Origin of the sequence: Acinetobacter tianfuensis (assembly GCF_003611465.1) — a bacterium.
In the GTDB taxonomy this organism is placed as follows: Bacteria; Pseudomonadota; Gammaproteobacteria; order Pseudomonadales; family Moraxellaceae; genus Acinetobacter; species Acinetobacter tianfuensis.
Genome location: NZ_RAXV01000004.1, coordinates 20332 through 36635 on the forward strand (window position 1 = coordinate 20332; position 16304 = coordinate 36635).

Here is a 16304-nt window from a genome sequence, read left to right on the forward strand (position 1 = left end):
TATGATCAGTTTAGAATTCCTATTGGCATCTGCGATTGGCTTACTCACCGCAACAGGCATCTATCTTATTCTGCGGGCGCGTACATTTCCTGTCGTACTTGGACTGGCCATGATCGGCTATGCAGTTAACCTCTTTTTATTCGCTATGGGACGTATTCAGCTGAATGCGCCAGCCGTACTGACAGAAGCTGTAAAAACCACAGATCCGCTGCCTCAGGCACTCGTTCTGACAGCCATTGTGATTGGTTTTGCGACCACTGCTTTTATTGTGCAGCTGGCTCTGCGCAGCCGTTATGAAACAGGAACTGACCACGTTGACTCCAAAGAAGAAATACAGCAAATTGACCCGCGTGAGGATGAGCCATAATGTCTGATCTGATGCAATTTTTCACGCAGCATGCGCCTATTTTCAGTATTCTCATCCCTGCATTTACCAGTTTTATGCTGGTGCTGCTGGGCAACCCCGGTTCAGGCTCCTTAGCGCATGACCAGCGGCAGCCGTGGCGCCGCGGAGTCAGCTTAGCCTCTGTCATTTTAGGTTTTGCGACCGCACTGTATTACCTATCGCTGGCAAATACAGGACAAGTCATTGTATACAATCTCAGTGAATGGGCTGCGCCTTTCGGTATTGTCCTTGTTTTAGACCAGCTTTCAGCATTCATGCTGGTATTAACCTATAGCTTAGCTCTTCCTATTATTTGGTTCGCAAGCAAAGAGTGGGATGAGCGCGGCCGTTATTTCCATGCGATGTGCCATTTCCTGCTCATGGGCCTATGCGGCGCATTCTTAACAGGCGACTTATTTAACCTTTTCGTCTTTTTTGAAATTTTGCTGATGGCATCTTATGTACTGCTGCTGCATGGGCAAGGTAAAGCGCGCTTCCAGCTCGGCATTCACTATGTCACCATCAACCTGCTCGCTTCTGCCCTCTTCCTGATTGGTTTGGGCATGATCTATGGCAGCGTCGGCAGCCTGAATATGGCTGATGTCGCCCGTTTAATACCGTTACTGGAAAATGATCAGCATCGTCTGGCTGTCGCTGGCGGGCTATTGCTGTTTGTTGTTTTCGGCATCAAAGCAGCGATGCTTCCAGTCGGTTTCTGGCTGCCAAAAACCTATGCCGTAGCGTCCACACCCGTTGCCGCGCTGTTTACCATTATGACCAAAGTCGGCATTTATGCCATTTTGCGTGTCAATGGCACTGTCTTTGATGACAGCCTCAGTAAAACTATTCTGCAAAGCATCTTGTTGCCAATAGGTCTAATTACCTCTGTGTATGGCGTGATTGGCGCGATTGGTTCAGAGCGTTTGCGCCGTTTTGTCGGCTTTATGATTCTGTCTTCAATCGGCACGATCCTCGTTGCCATTTCCTTATTCAGCACAGAAGCATGGGCTGCGGGCCTGTACTATTTAGTGCATAGTACACTCATTGCTGCAGCATTTTATATTCTATGCGGCTGGATTACCTCTCAGCGCGGCATGCTAAAAGATCATTTTAAAGTTGGCCCGCGCATGAAACAGCATAATGCTGTGGCCGTGGCATATTTCATTATCGCTTTGATGATGGCTGGCCTGCCGCCGTTCAGCGGATTTTTGGGCAAAATATTTATTTTGCAGGCAACGGCAAACTCACCTTATCAGCTGATTATCATATTAACCGTCCTGCTGGTCAGCCTGCTGAGTATTATTGCGATGACCCGCGTCGGCTTTATTCTATTTTGGCGTGCAACTAAACCAGAAGATAATCCTGAGACTGAAGCTTACAAAGCTTATCAGCTGCTGCCTTCGGTTGCACCGAAACGCAATGACAAAGCCATTTATCTGCTTTTAGCCGCTCTGATTGGCTATATGGCCTTAGCTGCGCCTATTTACCAATACACATTAAGCACTGCTGCACAGATTCAAAATAATCCGCTGTATGAAAGCCTTTTATTGAAAAAGGACAAAGCAGGCGAAATCATCAGCGTACAGCCATTTACCCCTGAAAATCTGCCTGAGACCAAATATGGAGGCGAAACAGCAGATCCAAATGCACATTTAATTCCATATGTGATTTCGGAAAATACCCTGAAAGGCGGCCATATTTCTGAATATAAGCAGCGTCAGATTTTAAATCAGAATGCTGAGCTTGCACACCCAGATGATACCCAGCTGAAACCGATGGAGGCGCAGTAATTATGAAAAAAATGTCATTATTAGACCGCTGCTTCCCGCATCCTTTCGTTTCTATATTAGTCGGTATCAGCTGGCTGATGCTCGCGCATAGCCTTGAACCAGGTTCATTGCTTATGGCGCTGATCCTCGCTATTGCGATTCCTTATATTATCGCGCCCTTCATTGCCCGCACGCCAAATATCAATTGGCTGCCGGCCATCAAATTAACGTGGGTCGTGCTTTGGGATATTATTGTCAGCAACATTAATGTCGCTAAATTAGTATTAGGCCCTACTGACAAGCTTCATCCGAAATGGTTCCGTGTTCCGCTGGAGTCAAAACATGAAGAAGTAAATACTTTGCTCGCAATGATCATTACCACAACGCCAGGCACAGTCTCGGCAGGCATTGACCAAGAGCGCGGCGATATTTTAGTTCATGCTTTGAGTTCAGATGATCCCGAAGCAGAAATTAAATCCATTAAAACACGCTATGAGCAGCCGCTGATGCAAATCTTTGGTGTTCAAGCAGGAGATCAGTCATGACTATTTTGCCTTATGCACTGCTCATTTGCTTGGGCGCAGTCACAGTATCTATGATGCTTTGCCTGATCCGCCTCGTCATCGGGCCTTCTATCGTTGACCGCTTGCTGGCGCTAGATACTTTATTTTTAAATGCAACCTGCCTGATCGTCATTTTAGGCATTTACTGGGTCAGCACTTCAATGTTTGAAGGCGCGTTACTGGTTGCCATGCTTGGCTTTGTATCTACTGCCGCTTTGGCCCGTTATTTCACAACTGGCCATGTCATCGATTAAGGAGCAAGCAGCATGCAATTATTGATGGAAATTACCGTCTCGTTCTTTTTAATCTGCGGCGCATTTTTTATGCTGGTCGGCGGAATTGGCATGGTGCGCTTGCCCGACTTATTTATGCGTCTGCATGCGCCAACCAAGTCCAGTACGCTAGGTCTCGGCAGCTTTCTGATTGCTGCTATGATTTATTCAGCATTTCATGGCCGCTTCGGTTTTGCAGAGCTTTTGCTGACGTTATTTGCCTTTATTACCGCGCCTGTATCTGCCAATCTTATGGCGCAAGCGGCACTGCACCTGCGCTTACGCTCTATGAGCGGAGATGTGCCTGAAGCGCTGAACCGCCCTTTGCCTTGGCAGCGTACCCGCCGCCGGACTTTTCACAAAAAAAGCAGCCGTGATGATATTCACTGAGTGCTAAACTCTCAGCAGCCAATAAAAAATTGATGTAAAAACAAAAAAGCCACCCTAGGGTGGCTTTTTATTGAGCATGACAGCTTAGTCTTCGTCTTTTTTATCTGCTTCAGCAGCAGGTAAATCCTTCACTGCTTCTGCAATTAGACCAAACATATAGTTGCCATAAGCATTGGTTTTGTCATAGTGAAAACGTAAGCGCGGCGTAATACGCGTTTTGATGCGGCGGCTCAGTTCATGACGCAAGAAACCAGATGCTTTATTTAAAACATCCAAAGTTTCTTTATTTGCAGCTTCACTTTGCTCATCGCCAAGCTCGCGGCCCATAACGGTCACATACACTTCAGCATAGCCTAAATCAGCGCTCACTTTCACCGCAGAGATGGTCACCAGACCACCTAAGCGAGGATCTTTCAGCTCCTGACGGATCAGTTCAGACAGCTCACGCTGCACTGTATCCGCCATACGCTTAAGACGTTGACTGCCAGCCATTACAGACTCCGTTTAACCAATTGAACATCATAAACTTCGATCTTATCTTTCGCTTTGATGTCTTTATAGCCTTTAACTGCAAGACCGCATTCCATACCGGCACGAACTTCTTCAACCACATCTTTATAGCGGCGAAGAGACTCAAGCTCACCTTGGAATACAACAACGTCATCACGCAATACACGGATTGGCTTGTTGCGGTGCAGCATGCCTTCAAGAACCATACAGCCTGCAGCCGCACCGAACTTGCTTGAGTGGAACACTTCACGCACTTCAGCAACACCAAGAATTGTTTCACGGTGTTCAGGCGCAAGCTTGCCGCTCATCGCTGCTTTCACGTCATCAATCAATTGATAAATGACAGAGTAGTAACGGATATCGATGCTGTCTGCATCCGCTTTTTGACGAGCAGAATTGTCAGCACGCACGTTAAAGCCTAGAAGTACAGCTTCAGAAGATTCAGCAAGTGTCACGTCAGACTCAGTGATTGCACCGACACCCGAACCGATAATACGCACTTTAACTTCATCAGTTGCAAGTTCAGCAAGCGCAACATGAAGCGCTTCCAATGTACCGCGTACGTCAGTCTTAAGCACAACGTTCACGATAGGCACATCTTTCTTGCCCATAGACGCCATGATGTTTTCAAGACGCATCGCAGATTGACGCTCAAGACGCTTTTGACGTTCACGGTCCATACGCGCATCAGCAACTTCACGCGCTTTTTTCTCATCGCTGACAACAAGAACTTCGTCACCTGCCATTGGCGCTTCTGGAAGACCTAAAATTTCCACTGGAATTGAAGGGCCTGCAGATTTAATACGCTGACCATTTTCATCTGTCATTGCACGTACACGGCCATAAGAAGAACCAGCAAGAACAAGATCACCGATTTTCAATGTACCGTTTTGAACAAGAATCGATGTTACAGCACCGCGGCTGTTGTCTACACGCGCTTCGATTACAACACCTTGCGCTGCGCCTTCTTCAGATGCTTTCAGCTCAAGCATTTCAGCTTGAATTGAAATAAGGTCAAGAAGCTCATCAATACCTTGGCCAGAGTGCGCAGAAACCATTGCAACAGGCACATCACCGCCCCACTGCTCAGGTACGATTTCTTTAGCTGTCAATTCGTTCAATACGCGGTCTGGATCAGCAGATTCTTTATCCATCTTGTTGATTGCAACAATGATTGGCGTACCCGCTGCACGAGCATGGTCAATTGCTTCAGCCGTTTGCGGCATTACACCATCATCCGCTGCAACAACCAGAACCACGATATCAGTCGCTTTCGCACCGCGTGAACGCATAGCAGTAAATGCTGCGTGTCCCGGAGTATCTAGGAAAGTGATGATGCCTTTATCCGTTGTAACGTGGTAGGCGCCAATATGCTGTGTGATGCCGCCTGCTTCGCCTTGAGCCACTTTAGCGCGGCGGATACGGTCAAGAAGCGATGTTTTACCGTGGTCAACGTGACCCATGATCGTAACAACCGGCGCACGTGTAGATTGCGCACCGCGAGCTTCTTCAGCCGCTTCAAGCAGGTTATCTTCAGCTTGAGTATCAGAAACAAGTACTGGGTTGTGACCCATTTCTTCAACTACAAGTGCAGCAACTTCTTGCTCAATCGCTTGGTTTTGAGTAACTAACTCACCCATTTTCATCAGTGATTTAATAACTTCACGTACTTTAATCGCCATTTTTGCAGCTAAATCAGCCACAACAATAGTTTCGCCAATTTCTACATCATAAACTTGTTTTTTAACAGGTTTCTCGAAGCCATGTTTGTTCGATTGACTTGTTTTAAGACCACGTTTATGCGAGTTATCACGGAAAGATTGCTCTTCACCGCGGCGGCCGCCTTTCTTAGAAGAACGCGTATTATTCGTGTTTGTACCGCGTTTGATTTCACGGTCTTCTTTATTGAACGAATCTTCGTATGCTTGACCAACAAGGCCGGCAGCAAGCGGAGAGTCATCAACAACACGGATCGTTGCAGCAGTGTCTTCAGCAGAATATTTAGACGCCATTTGACGCATCTGCTCAAGTGTACGCTGCTGCGCTTCCTCAGCAGATTTGCGGCGCGCAGCTTCTTCAACTGCTTTTAGCTGAGCAGCCTGCTCTTCACGCGCTTTCTTCTGAGCCAAAGTCTCAAGCGGCTTAGCATTAGAAATAGGCTTGTTGTTTGACTTGCGTTTCACAACAACCGCTGCTTTTGGCACTTCCTGCTTCGCAGTTTCTTGCTTCGCTGCTGCGCGCATTGCTTCTAAAGCTTGTTTCGCTTTAGACACCGGCTGTTCAGCTGCTGGCGCCGCAGCAGGCTGCGCAACTTCTTCACGCGCTTTTTGGTCAGCTTGAGCTTTCGCTAAAGCTTCTGCTTTAATTTGTTCTGGATCAGGCTTAACGAAAGAATGCTTCTTGCGAATTTCTACATTAATCGTTTTAGCCTTACCTGATGTACTTGCCACTTTTGCAGTACTGGTAGTTTTACGTTTCAACGTGATTTTTCCTGCTTGTCCATCGTCTTGACCATGAACTTTTTTCAAATGGTTAACGAGAACATTCTGTTGTTCGGTGGTAATAATATCGTCAGGTTTAGCTTGCGGTAAACCTGCATCACGAACCTGTTCCAGCAGCTTCTCAACTGGTGTTCCCACGCTGAGCGCCAACTCTTTCATCGACTTGTCCGTCATATATTACCTCCTAGTTAAACCATGATTCGCGCGCTTTCATAATGAGTTGACCCGCTAATTCAGCACCTAAACCTTCAATATCAGAGATATCGTCAGTTGCTTGGTCTGCAAGATCATCTACAGTAATTACACCGCGGGCAGCAAGCGCATACGCGATCTCTTTTGTCATGCCTTCCATTGCTGCAAGCTCTGGACTTGGCTCTTGAATATTTTCCTGCTGTTTCAAAGCATCGGCCAATGCAACTTCTTTGGCACGGCTTTGCAGCATTTCAACAGTTTCAGCATCAAGCTCAATTTCGTCGAAAGTTTCTGCAGGAACATATGCAATTTCTTCCACCGATGTGAAACCCATGTCCACAAGCGCCATAGCGAAGTCTTCAGCGATATCTAAACGGCTTACAAATAAGTCAAGATATTGCTGCGCTTCATTTTGCTGACGAGCGTGATATTCCTCTTCAAGCATCATATTCAGCTTATAGCCCGTCAATTCAGACGCTAAACGCACGTTTTGGCCTTGAGAGCCAATCGCGCGAGCCAACTGATCACTTGTCGCAAAAATAATGTCAGCAGTACGCTCTTCTTCATCAATCACGATACCAGAAACATCAGCAGGCTCTAAAGCGCTGGCAATGTACTGTGCCGGATCATCAGACCATACAACCACATCAATACGCTCACCGTTCAATTCTTGCTGAACTGCTTGGATACGCGTACCGCGCATACCGATACACGCACCAACTGGGTCAATACGGTGATCGTTTGTTTTCACAGCAATTTTAGCACGAACGCCCGGCTGGCGCGCTGCAGCTTTGATTTCAATGATTTCTTCAGAAATTTCAGGAATTTCTTTCTTCATCAATGCCATCAGCATTTCTGGTTTTGCACGGGAAAGCTGAAGCTGAGCGCCGCGGCCTTCACGGTTTACATTAAACAGAATTGCATTTACACGCTGTTTTGGGCGCAAAATTTCTTTCGCGATCATTTCTTCACGCGCAAGATAAGCTTCTGCATTATCACCTAAATCGATAATAAAACCGTCTTTAGTCTGCTTCTTCACTTCACCGTAAATCAGCTCGCCAACTTTAGATTCATAAGCATCAGCAACCAGCGCACGCTCCGCTTCACGGATCTTTTGAACAATTACCTGTTTCGCAATTTGCGCAGCAATACGGCCGAAATCAATGGATTCAACTTCAAGCTCACGGATATCGCCGATTGACCATTTCGCAGGGTCTACATCAGAAATCGCATCTTGACATGCCGGCATTTCATGATCTTCATCTGCCACCACTTCCCATTGACGGAAAGTTGCGTAATCGCCAGTTTTACGGTCGATTTCCACACGTAAACGCGCTTCTTCCGAATGTGTGCCTTCGTAGAATTTCTTTTTTGTCGCAGCAACGAGTGCCTGTTCCAGCGCTTCAAAGATCGCTTCACGAGGTACACCTTTTTCGTTACTAACCGTTTCTACTACGGTAAGAATTTCGCGTGCCATAAGTCACCTATTCGTTCAGATTCTTATTTATAGAATTAATCTTGGTAGATCAAATTTGCTTTATCAATATTATGGCTGTCGATCTCAAGCACTTGCTGATCAACTTCCACTTGAATGAATTCGTTTTCTAGATCTACAGCCACCAGTTTAGCCTGAAACTTTCGGCGGTTTTCTACAGCGCTGATTAAGCGTAAAGCCACTTGCTGACCGACATATTCCGACATTTGTTCAAGCTGGAAGAATGGACGGTCCCAGCCTGGAGATGACACTTCCAGCGCATATTCGCCTGAAATTGGATCATGCACGTCCATCATCGCGCCAACCTGCTGTGTTACACGCACACAGTCCTGTACGCCAATGCCGCGGCCTTGTTCAATTTCACCATCTTCATTGATCACAGGTGCTGCGTTTTCATCTAATGGCTTGTCGATATAGATGCGCACTAAAGAACGCTTGCCCTGAGGCATGAATTCAATACCCCAAAGATTTACACCACATGCCTGCACTGCTGGAGCGATTAAATCCTGGAGTGCCTGAGTTTTATTTGATAGCTTCATTTACTCTCGTCAAATTTTTACGATACAAGGCCGATCTTGGCCAACAAACAATCTATAGTGAAGCGTCATTTCATGACCGATTGATGTCGACACTGCACGATAGCCAATAAAAAAGGGCGTAAACGCCCCTAGTATTGCACAGAAAACCAAAGTCCACTGTGCAAAAAGGCCCACCTTTTGTGAGCCTTTTTAGAAACTTGGTAGCGGGAGCTGGATTTGAACCAACGACCTTCGGGTTATGAGCCCGACGAGCTACCAGACTGCTCCATCCCGCAACAACGTGCAAAAATTATATACAATTTATTCTAAATTTTCAATCGAAAACATCTGAATAGTATGTCTGGTTCTATTGCACTAGAACTTAGATTTAACAAAATGATTCTTCAAACATTTTATTAAATATATAAAACTGGACCTCACTCAGGCAAAGCCAAACAATAATCTATATTACACTGAAAAATTGGTAGCGGGAGCTGGATTTGAACCAACGACCTTCGGGTTATGAGCCCGACGAGCTACCAGACTGCTCCATCCCGCATCAGCGTGCAAATAACGATTCAGCCTTAAAAGCTGTCTATTTAAAGTTTGCATCTTATAAATAGAATTGATTGGTAGCGGGAGCTGGATTTGAACCAACGACCTTCGGGTTATGAGCCCGACGAGCTACCAGACTGCTCCATCCCGCATCAACAGATTGTTTCGCCGCTTAGCACCAACTTATGTTCTGGATTACAAGTTGGTGCGGAAGGGGGGACTTGAACCCCCACGCCCGAAGGCACTACCACCTCAAGGTAGCGTGTCTACCAATTCCACCACCACCGCAGCTGTGACGCATTCTAGACGCATCACTTCAAAAAAGAAAGGACTAATTCTGTTTATTCGCCACTTTTAGGCACAATTGGTGAAGTTTCGTTCACTTTCGCAGGCACTGTTGGCGCCGAAGAAATTGCATTTAAACTGTACGCATTTGTGGTTTGTTTCTTTGCAAAAACGGCTAAAGTCAAGCTGGTTACAAAGAATAAAGCTGTCAAAACAGCCGTTAAACGCGTTAAAAAGTTGCCTGAGCCTGATGCGCCAAAAACAGTCGCAGCGCCGCCGCCGCCAAATGAAGCGCCAGCATCAGCACCCTTGCCGTGCTGCACTAAAATCAAAACGATCATCATAACAGCTAAGATAATATGTACCACCAGCACAAAAGTCTGCATGCTGTACTCCTAATTATTTTGTATTTGCAAATGCCTGAGCAATTTTATAGAAAGACTCAGCATTTAATGAAGCGCCGCCTACCAGTGCGCCATTAATATCTGGACAGGCCGCTAACTCTACTGCATTTTCAGGCTTAACACTACCGCCATACAGCAGCGCCATGGTCTGCCCTGCTGGCGTGATTTGACTGACACCTAGGCGAATTGCAGCATGCATTGCCTGCGCATCTTCTGGAGAAGCCGTCTTACCTGTGCCAATCGCCCAGATCGGCTCATATGCAATGACAATATTGACCCACTGCTCTGCCTCAACAACAGATGCAATGTCACAGATTTGCTGCAATACAACCTGCTCTGCCTGTCCATTTTCACGCTGCTCTAAGCTCTCGCCTACGCAATAAATAACCGTCAGACCTGCAGTTAATGCATGTTTCACTTTCGCTTGAATAATATCTGCTGTTTCAGCAAAAATTTCACGGCGCTCTGAGTGACCTACCAGTACAAAATTAATTTGACTGTCTTTTAATAATTCTGCGCTGACTTCACCTGTATAAGCCCCTGTACCGGCAATGCGCGAAAGATCTTGCGCAACTGTCAAAATTTGACGGCCAGCATCTTTAAATGCTGCCTGCACGTTTAATAATGCTATACTCACTGGCGCTACACCGATATGACATGCAGACTCAGCAATAATTTGATCTTGCAGTAATTTTTTTAAGTTTTGAACCAGCTGCCCAGCATCTGCCTGCATTGGATTCATTTTCCAATTGCCAACTACCCAAGGCGTAATCGTCGAAGCCGACATATATAACCCATAAAAAATTTTAATGAAAACGGGCATATTCTACACGTAAATGCAAAAATTAATGACTGTTTTCATGCGCCATTTTTTTCAGCAAATTATTTTTCAGATGTTCTATATCAAATTATTTTATTTTTTTCAGGCATATTTAAGGATCAGTTCATAGTTTTTAAAGATATTAAGGTAGTGACATCATTTTAAGATATGGTATTTTTGTGCAACAAAAGTATAATTTTAATAAAACCAATTATAAACAAATTGACGTATAGGCTATAGCAAGCATGACAGCATTACAGGGTTCGCCGCGATTTACAGGTTTTATCCGCCGTTTGGTGGATGAGGGGCACATTTCTGCTGAAAATATGCAGCAGGCCATACTGCAGGCAAAAAAATCAAATCAAGACATCGTTGCTCATCTTGTACAGGAAACTCAGCTTACAGGCTTAAAAATTGCTGAAACGATTTCAACTGAGTTTGGCGAACCTATTTTTGATATCAATGCCTATGATGCAGGGCAAATCATTCGTGAAGGCATTGATGAAAAGCTCATCACCCGCTACCGCGTTTTACCAATCTTTAAACATAACAATATTTTGTATGTTGCAACCAGCAACCCGACAAATATTGAGGCCATTGATGCCATCCGTTTCAGCAGCAAAATGTCAACGGAAGCAATTATTGTCGAATATACAGCACTTGAGAAGCTGATTGAAAAACAGTTCGCCGAAGAAAGCACTTTTGACTTTGATGATGATTTCGAGCTTGATATAGAAGATGGAGCTGCACCAGACGCCAGCACCAATTCAGATGAAGAGGAAAAAGGGGAAGAAGCCCCTATCGTAAAATATATCAACAAGCTGCTGGTCGATGCGATCCGTATGGGTGCATCTGACTTGCACTTTGAACCTTATGAAAAAAGTTACCGTGTTCGGTATCGTGTTGACGGCGTGCTCAGAACCATTACCAATCCGCCGCTACAGCTGGCAAACCGCCTCGCTTCACGCTTAAAAGTCATGTCGCAAATGGACATTTCAGAAAAACGCGTACCGCAAGACGGCCGTATTAAACTCAAATTATCGAAAAATAAATCCATTGATTTTCGTGTCAACTCATTGCCAACCCTATTTGGTGAAAAACTGGTACTGCGTATTTTAGATCCATCAAGCGCTATGCTTGGGATTGATGCTTTAGGCTATGAACCAGAGCAAAAAGAGCTGTTTATGCAAGCCTTGGATAAACCGCAAGGCATGCTGCTGATTACAGGGCCAACAGGTTCCGGTAAAACCGTATCGCTGTATACAGGTTTAAATATTTTAAATAAAGAAGACACGAATATTTCAACTGCCGAAGATCCGGTTGAAATTAACTTAGAAGGGATTAATCAGGTCAACGTCAACAATAAAGTTGGCCTAACCTTCGCAGCTGCCCTAAAATCATTTCTGCGTCAGGATCCAGACATTGTAATGGTCGGTGAGATTCGAGATCTTGAAACAGCAGAAATTGCCATTAAAGCAGCACAAACAGGCCACATGGTGATGTCTACACTGCATACCAACAGTGCCCCTGAAACCTTAACGCGCCTGCGGAATATGGGGGTCCCTTCATTTAATATTGCAACTTCTGTTAACCTCGTCATTGCGCAGCGTCTGGCGCGCCGCTTATGTTCTCAGTGTAAAGCGCCAATTGAAATACCCAAGCAAAGTCTGCTAGAACTTGGTTTTACAGAAGACGATTTAGCCAACCCGGAATTCCAGCTCTATCAGCCAGTTGGCTGCGCTGAATGCCGTGAAGGCTATAAAGGCCGTGTCGGTATTTATGAGGTCATGAAAGTGACAGCTGAAATTTCCCGCATTATCATGGAAGACGGCAATGCGCTGCAAATTGCAGAGGCTTCAGATAAAGCAGGATTTAATAATTTACGCCGTTCTGGCTTAGTAAAGGTTATGCAGGGGGTGACTTCGCTTCAAGAAGTCAATCGTGTAACCAGCGAGTAGTTTTAAGTATTTTATAAAATAAGGATAAATTCATGGCTGTCAAAAAAGCGCAGATGATGCCCACCTTCAGTTATGAAGGTGTTGACCGTAAAGGGGTTAAAATTAAAGGGGAAATACCGGCGCGCAATATGGCGCTGGCCAAAGTGACTCTTCGCAAGCAAGGCATCACTATCAAGAATATTCGTGAAAAGCGTAAAAATATTCTTGAAGGCTACATGAAGAAGAAAGTCACAACTCTGGACATCACCATCTTCACCCGTCAGCTGGCAACCATGATGAAAGCCGGCGTACCGCTGGTCCAAGGCTTTGAAATCGTAGCCGAAGGCTTGGAAAATCCATCTATGCGTGAAGTCGTTTTAGGTATTAAAGGGGAAGTCGAGGGCGGCAATACCTTTGCTGGCGCGCTGCGTAAATATCCTCAATATTTTGATAACTTATTTTGCTCATTGGTTGAATCTGGCGAACAGTCTGGTGCGCTAGAGACCATGCTGGACCGTGTGGCCATTTATAAAGAAAAAAGTGAGCTGCTCAAACAAAAAATCAAGAAAGCCATGAAATATCCTGCAACTGTCGTCGTTGTAGCTGTCATTGTGACGATTATCCTGATGGTTAAAGTTGTGCCAGTTTTCGAAGAACTCTTTACTTCATTTGGCGCAGATCTTCCCGCCTTTACCAAAATGGTTGTCAATATGTCTCAATGGACACAGCAATACTGGTTCATTCTGATTATTGTGATCGCTGCAATCGTTGCAGGCTTCCTTGAAGCAAAAAAACGCAGTAAAAAATTCCGTGATCTATTAGATAAAGCTGCGCTGAAAGCGCCAATTTTTGGTGATCTCGTATATAAAGCCATTATTGCCCGTTACAGCCGCACACTCGCGACAACCTTTGCTGCCGGTGTACCATTAATTGATGCTCTTGAATCTACAGCAGGCGCAACCAACAATTGTGTCTACGAAGAAGCCGTTTTAAAAATCCGTGAAGATGTTGCGACAGGCCAGCAGCTGCAATTTGCCATGCGGGTTACCAATAAGTTCCCGTCTATGGCGGTGCAAATGGTCGCCATTGGTGAAGAATCCGGTGCGCTGGATTCCATGCTGGATAAAGTCGCAACACACTATGAAAATGAAGTCGATAATGCCGTCGATGGGTTAACAGCGATGATGGAACCGCTCATTATGGCTGTTTTAGGTATTCTTGTCGGAGGCTTAGTTATTGCTATGTATCTGCCGATCTTCCAAATGGGTTCTGTTGTTTAATGCAAGACTTAATTGAATACTTCATATCATCCCCAGTTGCGCTCTACTGCGCAGTTGGGGTTTTCAGCTTATGTATCGGCAGCTTTTTAAATGTCGTCATTTACCGCACGCCTAAAATGATGGAGCAGGAATGGCGTACAGATTGTCAGCTATTTTTGCACCCTGACCAGCCCATTATTGACGAAAGTAAAATCACACTAAATCAGCCGGCATCAACTTGCCCTAAATGCCAAACCCCTATCCGCTGGTACCAAAATATCCCCGTCATCAGCTGGCTTGTTCTTCGCGGCAAATGCGGCAGCTGTCATAACCCAATCAGCATCCGCTACCCGTTTATAGAGTTGCTTACAGCTGGCTGTGCATTAACCGTAGTTTCTGTATTCGGCCCAACTGTACAGATGCTGTTTGGTCTAGTCTTTACCTATGTGCTGATTGCATTGACCTTTATTGACTTTGATACGCAGCTGCTGCCAGACCGCTATACCCTGCCCCTTGCAGCACTTGGCTTAGGCATTAACAGCTATGCTGTCTATGTTTCAGCAAGCGTTGCTATCTGGGGATATATCATTGGTTTTCTTTGCCTATGGGTCGTTTATTGCTTATTTAAACTAATTACCGGCAAAGAAGGCATGGGCTATGGTGACTTTAAGCTGTTAGCAGCGCTCGGTGCATGGATGGGACCCATGATGCTTCCGCTGATTGTGCTGCTGTCTTCTATGGTCGGCGCCATTATCGGCATTATTTTATTGAAAATTCGTAAAGAAAATCAGCCCTTTGCTTTTGGCCCCTATATTGCCATTGCAGGCTGGATCGCGTTTTTGTGGGGCGAGCAAATCATGAAAATTTATTTAGGCCAGCCATAAGGAAACCGCATGAAATTTATTTTGGGTCTTACAGGCGGGATCGGCAGCGGTAAATCTGCTGCCAGCGCGTGGTTTGAAGCTCAAAATATTTGCGTTGTTGATGCAGATGTTGCAGCCCGTGAAATTGTCATGCCAAATCAGCCTGTTTTAAATGCAATTCGACAGGCTTTTGGTGATTGGGTACTGCTCGAAAATGGCGAATTAAACCGCCGTGCGCTGAGAGAACATATCTTTAAAGTACCTGAAGCCAGAAAAACACTCGAACAGATTACTCATCCTGCAATACGCGCTGCCATTATTCAACAGTTGGCTGAAGCCCAAAGCCCTTATGCTATTTTAGTTTCTCCGCTGCTTTTTGAAACCAATCAGCATGAACTTACGCAGCGCACTCTCTTGATTGACGCCAGTATTGAACTGCAAATTCAGCGCGCTTCGGCTCGAGACGGCCAGAGCACTGAGCAGATTCTGAATATCATTCAGGCGCAAATGCCGCGGGATCAAAAACAGCAGTTTGCCGATGATATCGTGCTCAATGATGGGCATTTAGATCATTTATATTTACAGCTTCTGCCGCTGCATAAACAGTATCTGCAGCAGGCAGAAAAAAAGCAGTCCTAATTGGACTGCTTTTTTTCTTGCTCAGCCAAGCGCTCAGTTAAAGCATCCTGACGGCCAAACCAGCGCCAAGGCTGTAAAGCGCCTATAGCCATCCCGACTAAACCGCAGACAATTGCCGCACTTAAAGGCTCATTCAGCAAAGGAACCGCTAAAATCGCAGCAATAAACGGCGCCAAAGTCACAATACTGCCAGTCTTAAAAGCGCCTAAACGCTTAATGGCTTCAACATAAGTCAGTGTTGCAATAATCACCACAAAAACACCATGGAACAGTACTTGGGCAATTAAATGCGCAGGCTCAGGGACATCTAAACTTTTAGGGAAAAATAATACATAGACTGGCACAAAAATCATGGCCGACCATACAGCTACGCCAGACATCGCATGCCAAGCAGAGAGCTTCCATTGACGCAGCAGCACTGTAAATACGCCCCACCACATGGCGCTGACCATAAACAGCAGATCACCCAATCCAAAGCCTACACCCGTTTGCCGATACATCAGCACACACATGCCAGTTAAGGCTGTCAGCATAATCGCTAAACTGAGCCATGTATGCCGGTCAAAAGCCTGCTTAAACAGCAGAAATGCTGCAACAGCAGTACACAGCGGAATACAGCCGTTGAGAAAAATCGCCGCATGCGAAGCTGGCGCATAATGAAAAGCTGAATATGCCGTTAAGCAATACCCTACACCGCCAATGAGCGCCAAAATAAGGGGCTCTTTTTTCCATAAAAATGCGGTATCTTTTTTATACATTAAGATTGGCATTAAGATGCAAAACGCCAGCAAAAAACGCAGTGCTGTGATATCCCATGCACTGATTCCCCAATTGGCGCTGAGGCGGGCAGTTAAGGTAAATCCGCCCCAAATACACATCGTGATCAGAACATACAGATAACCTTGTTTTTGGGGTGACATAAGCCCTTACTATCTTAGGATAAAATT

16 protein-coding genes and 4 tRNA genes are annotated in these 16304 nt (G+C 45.4%); 9 read left to right on the forward strand and 11 right to left on the reverse strand.

Features of this window, described 5'->3' with window-relative positions; all coding sequences use genetic code 11:
- Nucleotide 1 precedes the first annotated feature (1 nt).
- From D7V32_RS03105 to D7V32_RS03125, 5 genes are read left to right on the forward strand one after another with little or no spacing between them, the layout of a single operon-like run.
- Nucleotides 2–367 carry a Na+/H+ antiporter subunit C gene (locus D7V32_RS03105; protein WP_120401459.1) on the forward strand — a complete coding sequence of 122 codons (366 nt, stop codon included), beginning with the start codon at nt 2–4 and terminating at the stop codon, nt 365–367.
- Nucleotides 367–2175, forward strand: coding sequence for a monovalent cation/H+ antiporter subunit D (locus D7V32_RS03110; protein ID WP_120401460.1), 1809 nt, complete (start codon nt 367–369; stop codon nt 2173–2175). The genes D7V32_RS03105 and D7V32_RS03110 overlap by 1 nt, the downstream gene beginning before the upstream one ends.
- Before the next feature lie 2 nt (nt 2176–2177).
- Nucleotides 2178–2699 carry a Na+/H+ antiporter subunit E gene (locus tag D7V32_RS03115; RefSeq protein WP_120401461.1) on the forward strand — a complete coding sequence of 174 codons (522 nt, stop codon included), beginning with the start codon at nt 2178–2180 and terminating at the stop codon, nt 2697–2699.
- A complete protein-coding gene (locus D7V32_RS03120) occupies nt 2696–2971 on the forward strand; it encodes a monovalent cation/H+ antiporter subunit F (RefSeq protein ID WP_120401462.1) in 276 nt (91 codons plus the stop codon). Before D7V32_RS03115 ends, D7V32_RS03120 begins: the two co-directional genes overlap by 4 nt.
- 12 nt (nt 2972–2983) lie before the next feature.
- Nucleotides 2984–3379: a Na+/H+ antiporter subunit G gene (locus D7V32_RS03125; RefSeq protein WP_120401463.1), complete on the forward strand. Its 396-nt coding sequence runs from the start codon at nt 2984–2986 to the stop codon at nt 3377–3379.
- Nucleotides 3380–3463: 84 nt separating this feature from the next.
- On the opposite strand, the gene D7V32_RS03130 is transcribed toward D7V32_RS03125, so the two are convergent.
- The 10 genes from D7V32_RS03130 to tpiA all read right to left on the reverse strand — a co-directional run bounded on the left by D7V32_RS03130 (nt 3464) and on the right by tpiA (nt 10626).
- Complete coding sequence (locus tag D7V32_RS03130; RefSeq protein ID WP_120401464.1) at nt 3464–3871, reverse strand: ribosome-binding factor A; 408 nt, start codon at nt 3869–3871, stop codon at nt 3464–3466.
- Nucleotides 3871–6564 (reverse strand): translation initiation factor IF-2, encoded by a 2694-nt coding sequence (gene infB / locus D7V32_RS03135; protein WP_120401465.1) that lies wholly within the window; start codon nt 6562–6564, stop codon nt 3871–3873. Before infB ends, D7V32_RS03130 begins: the two co-directional genes overlap by 1 nt.
- A 10-nt stretch (nt 6565–6574) precedes the next feature.
- A complete protein-coding gene (gene nusA / locus D7V32_RS03140) occupies nt 6575–8059 on the reverse strand; it encodes a transcription termination factor NusA (protein WP_120401466.1) in 1485 nt (494 codons plus the stop codon).
- Nucleotides 8060–8094: 35 nt separating this feature from the next.
- A complete protein-coding gene (rimP, locus tag D7V32_RS03145) occupies nt 8095–8616 on the reverse strand; it encodes a ribosome maturation factor RimP (protein ID WP_120401467.1) in 522 nt (173 codons plus the stop codon).
- A 198-nt stretch (nt 8617–8814) separates the two neighbouring features.
- Nucleotides 8815–8891: transfer RNA gene (locus tag D7V32_RS03150), tRNA-Met, on the reverse strand.
- A gap of 186 nt (nt 8892–9077) precedes the next feature.
- A tRNA-Met gene (locus D7V32_RS03155) sits at nt 9078–9154 on the reverse strand.
- Between the two features lie 71 nt (nt 9155–9225).
- Nucleotides 9226–9302, reverse strand: a tRNA-Met gene (locus tag D7V32_RS03160).
- A 51-nt stretch (nt 9303–9353) separates the two neighbouring features.
- Nucleotides 9354–9438: transfer RNA gene (locus D7V32_RS03165), tRNA-Leu, on the reverse strand.
- A 53-nt stretch (nt 9439–9491) separates the two neighbouring features.
- Nucleotides 9492–9821, reverse strand: coding sequence for a preprotein translocase subunit SecG (gene secG / locus D7V32_RS03170; protein WP_120401468.1), 330 nt, complete (start codon nt 9819–9821; stop codon nt 9492–9494).
- A gap of 13 nt (nt 9822–9834) precedes the next feature.
- Nucleotides 9835–10626, reverse strand: a complete 792-nt coding sequence (tpiA, locus tag D7V32_RS03175; protein WP_120401469.1) for a triose-phosphate isomerase — start codon at nt 10624–10626, stop codon at nt 9835–9837.
- A 278-nt stretch (nt 10627–10904) separates the two neighbouring features.
- On the opposite strand from tpiA, the gene pilB reads away from it, so the two are divergent.
- The 4 genes from pilB to coaE are packed head-to-tail and all read left to right on the forward strand — an operon-like array spanning nt 10905 to nt 15357.
- Nucleotides 10905–12617, forward strand: a complete 1713-nt coding sequence (gene pilB / locus D7V32_RS03180) for a type IV-A pilus assembly ATPase PilB (RefSeq protein ID WP_120401470.1) — start codon at nt 10905–10907, stop codon at nt 12615–12617.
- A 32-nt stretch (nt 12618–12649) separates the two neighbouring features.
- Nucleotides 12650–13876 (forward strand): type II secretion system F family protein, encoded by a 1227-nt coding sequence (locus tag D7V32_RS03185; protein ID WP_120401471.1) that lies wholly within the window; start codon nt 12650–12652, stop codon nt 13874–13876.
- Complete coding sequence (locus tag D7V32_RS03190; protein WP_120401472.1) at nt 13876–14739, forward strand: prepilin peptidase; 864 nt, start codon at nt 13876–13878, stop codon at nt 14737–14739. The genes D7V32_RS03185 and D7V32_RS03190 overlap by 1 nt, the downstream gene beginning before the upstream one ends.
- Before the next feature lie 9 nt (nt 14740–14748).
- On the forward strand, nt 14749–15357 hold the full coding sequence (coaE, locus tag D7V32_RS03195; protein WP_120401473.1) for a dephospho-CoA kinase: 609 nt from the start codon (nt 14749–14751) through the stop codon (nt 15355–15357).
- Here coaE and D7V32_RS03200 read toward each other — a convergent pair.
- Nucleotides 15354–16277 carry a DMT family transporter gene (locus tag D7V32_RS03200; RefSeq protein WP_120401474.1) on the reverse strand — a complete coding sequence of 308 codons (924 nt, stop codon included), beginning with the start codon at nt 16275–16277 and terminating at the stop codon, nt 15354–15356. The two genes, coaE and D7V32_RS03200, sit on opposite strands and share 4 nt — an antisense overlap.
- Nucleotides 16278–16304: the final 27 nt, after the last annotated feature.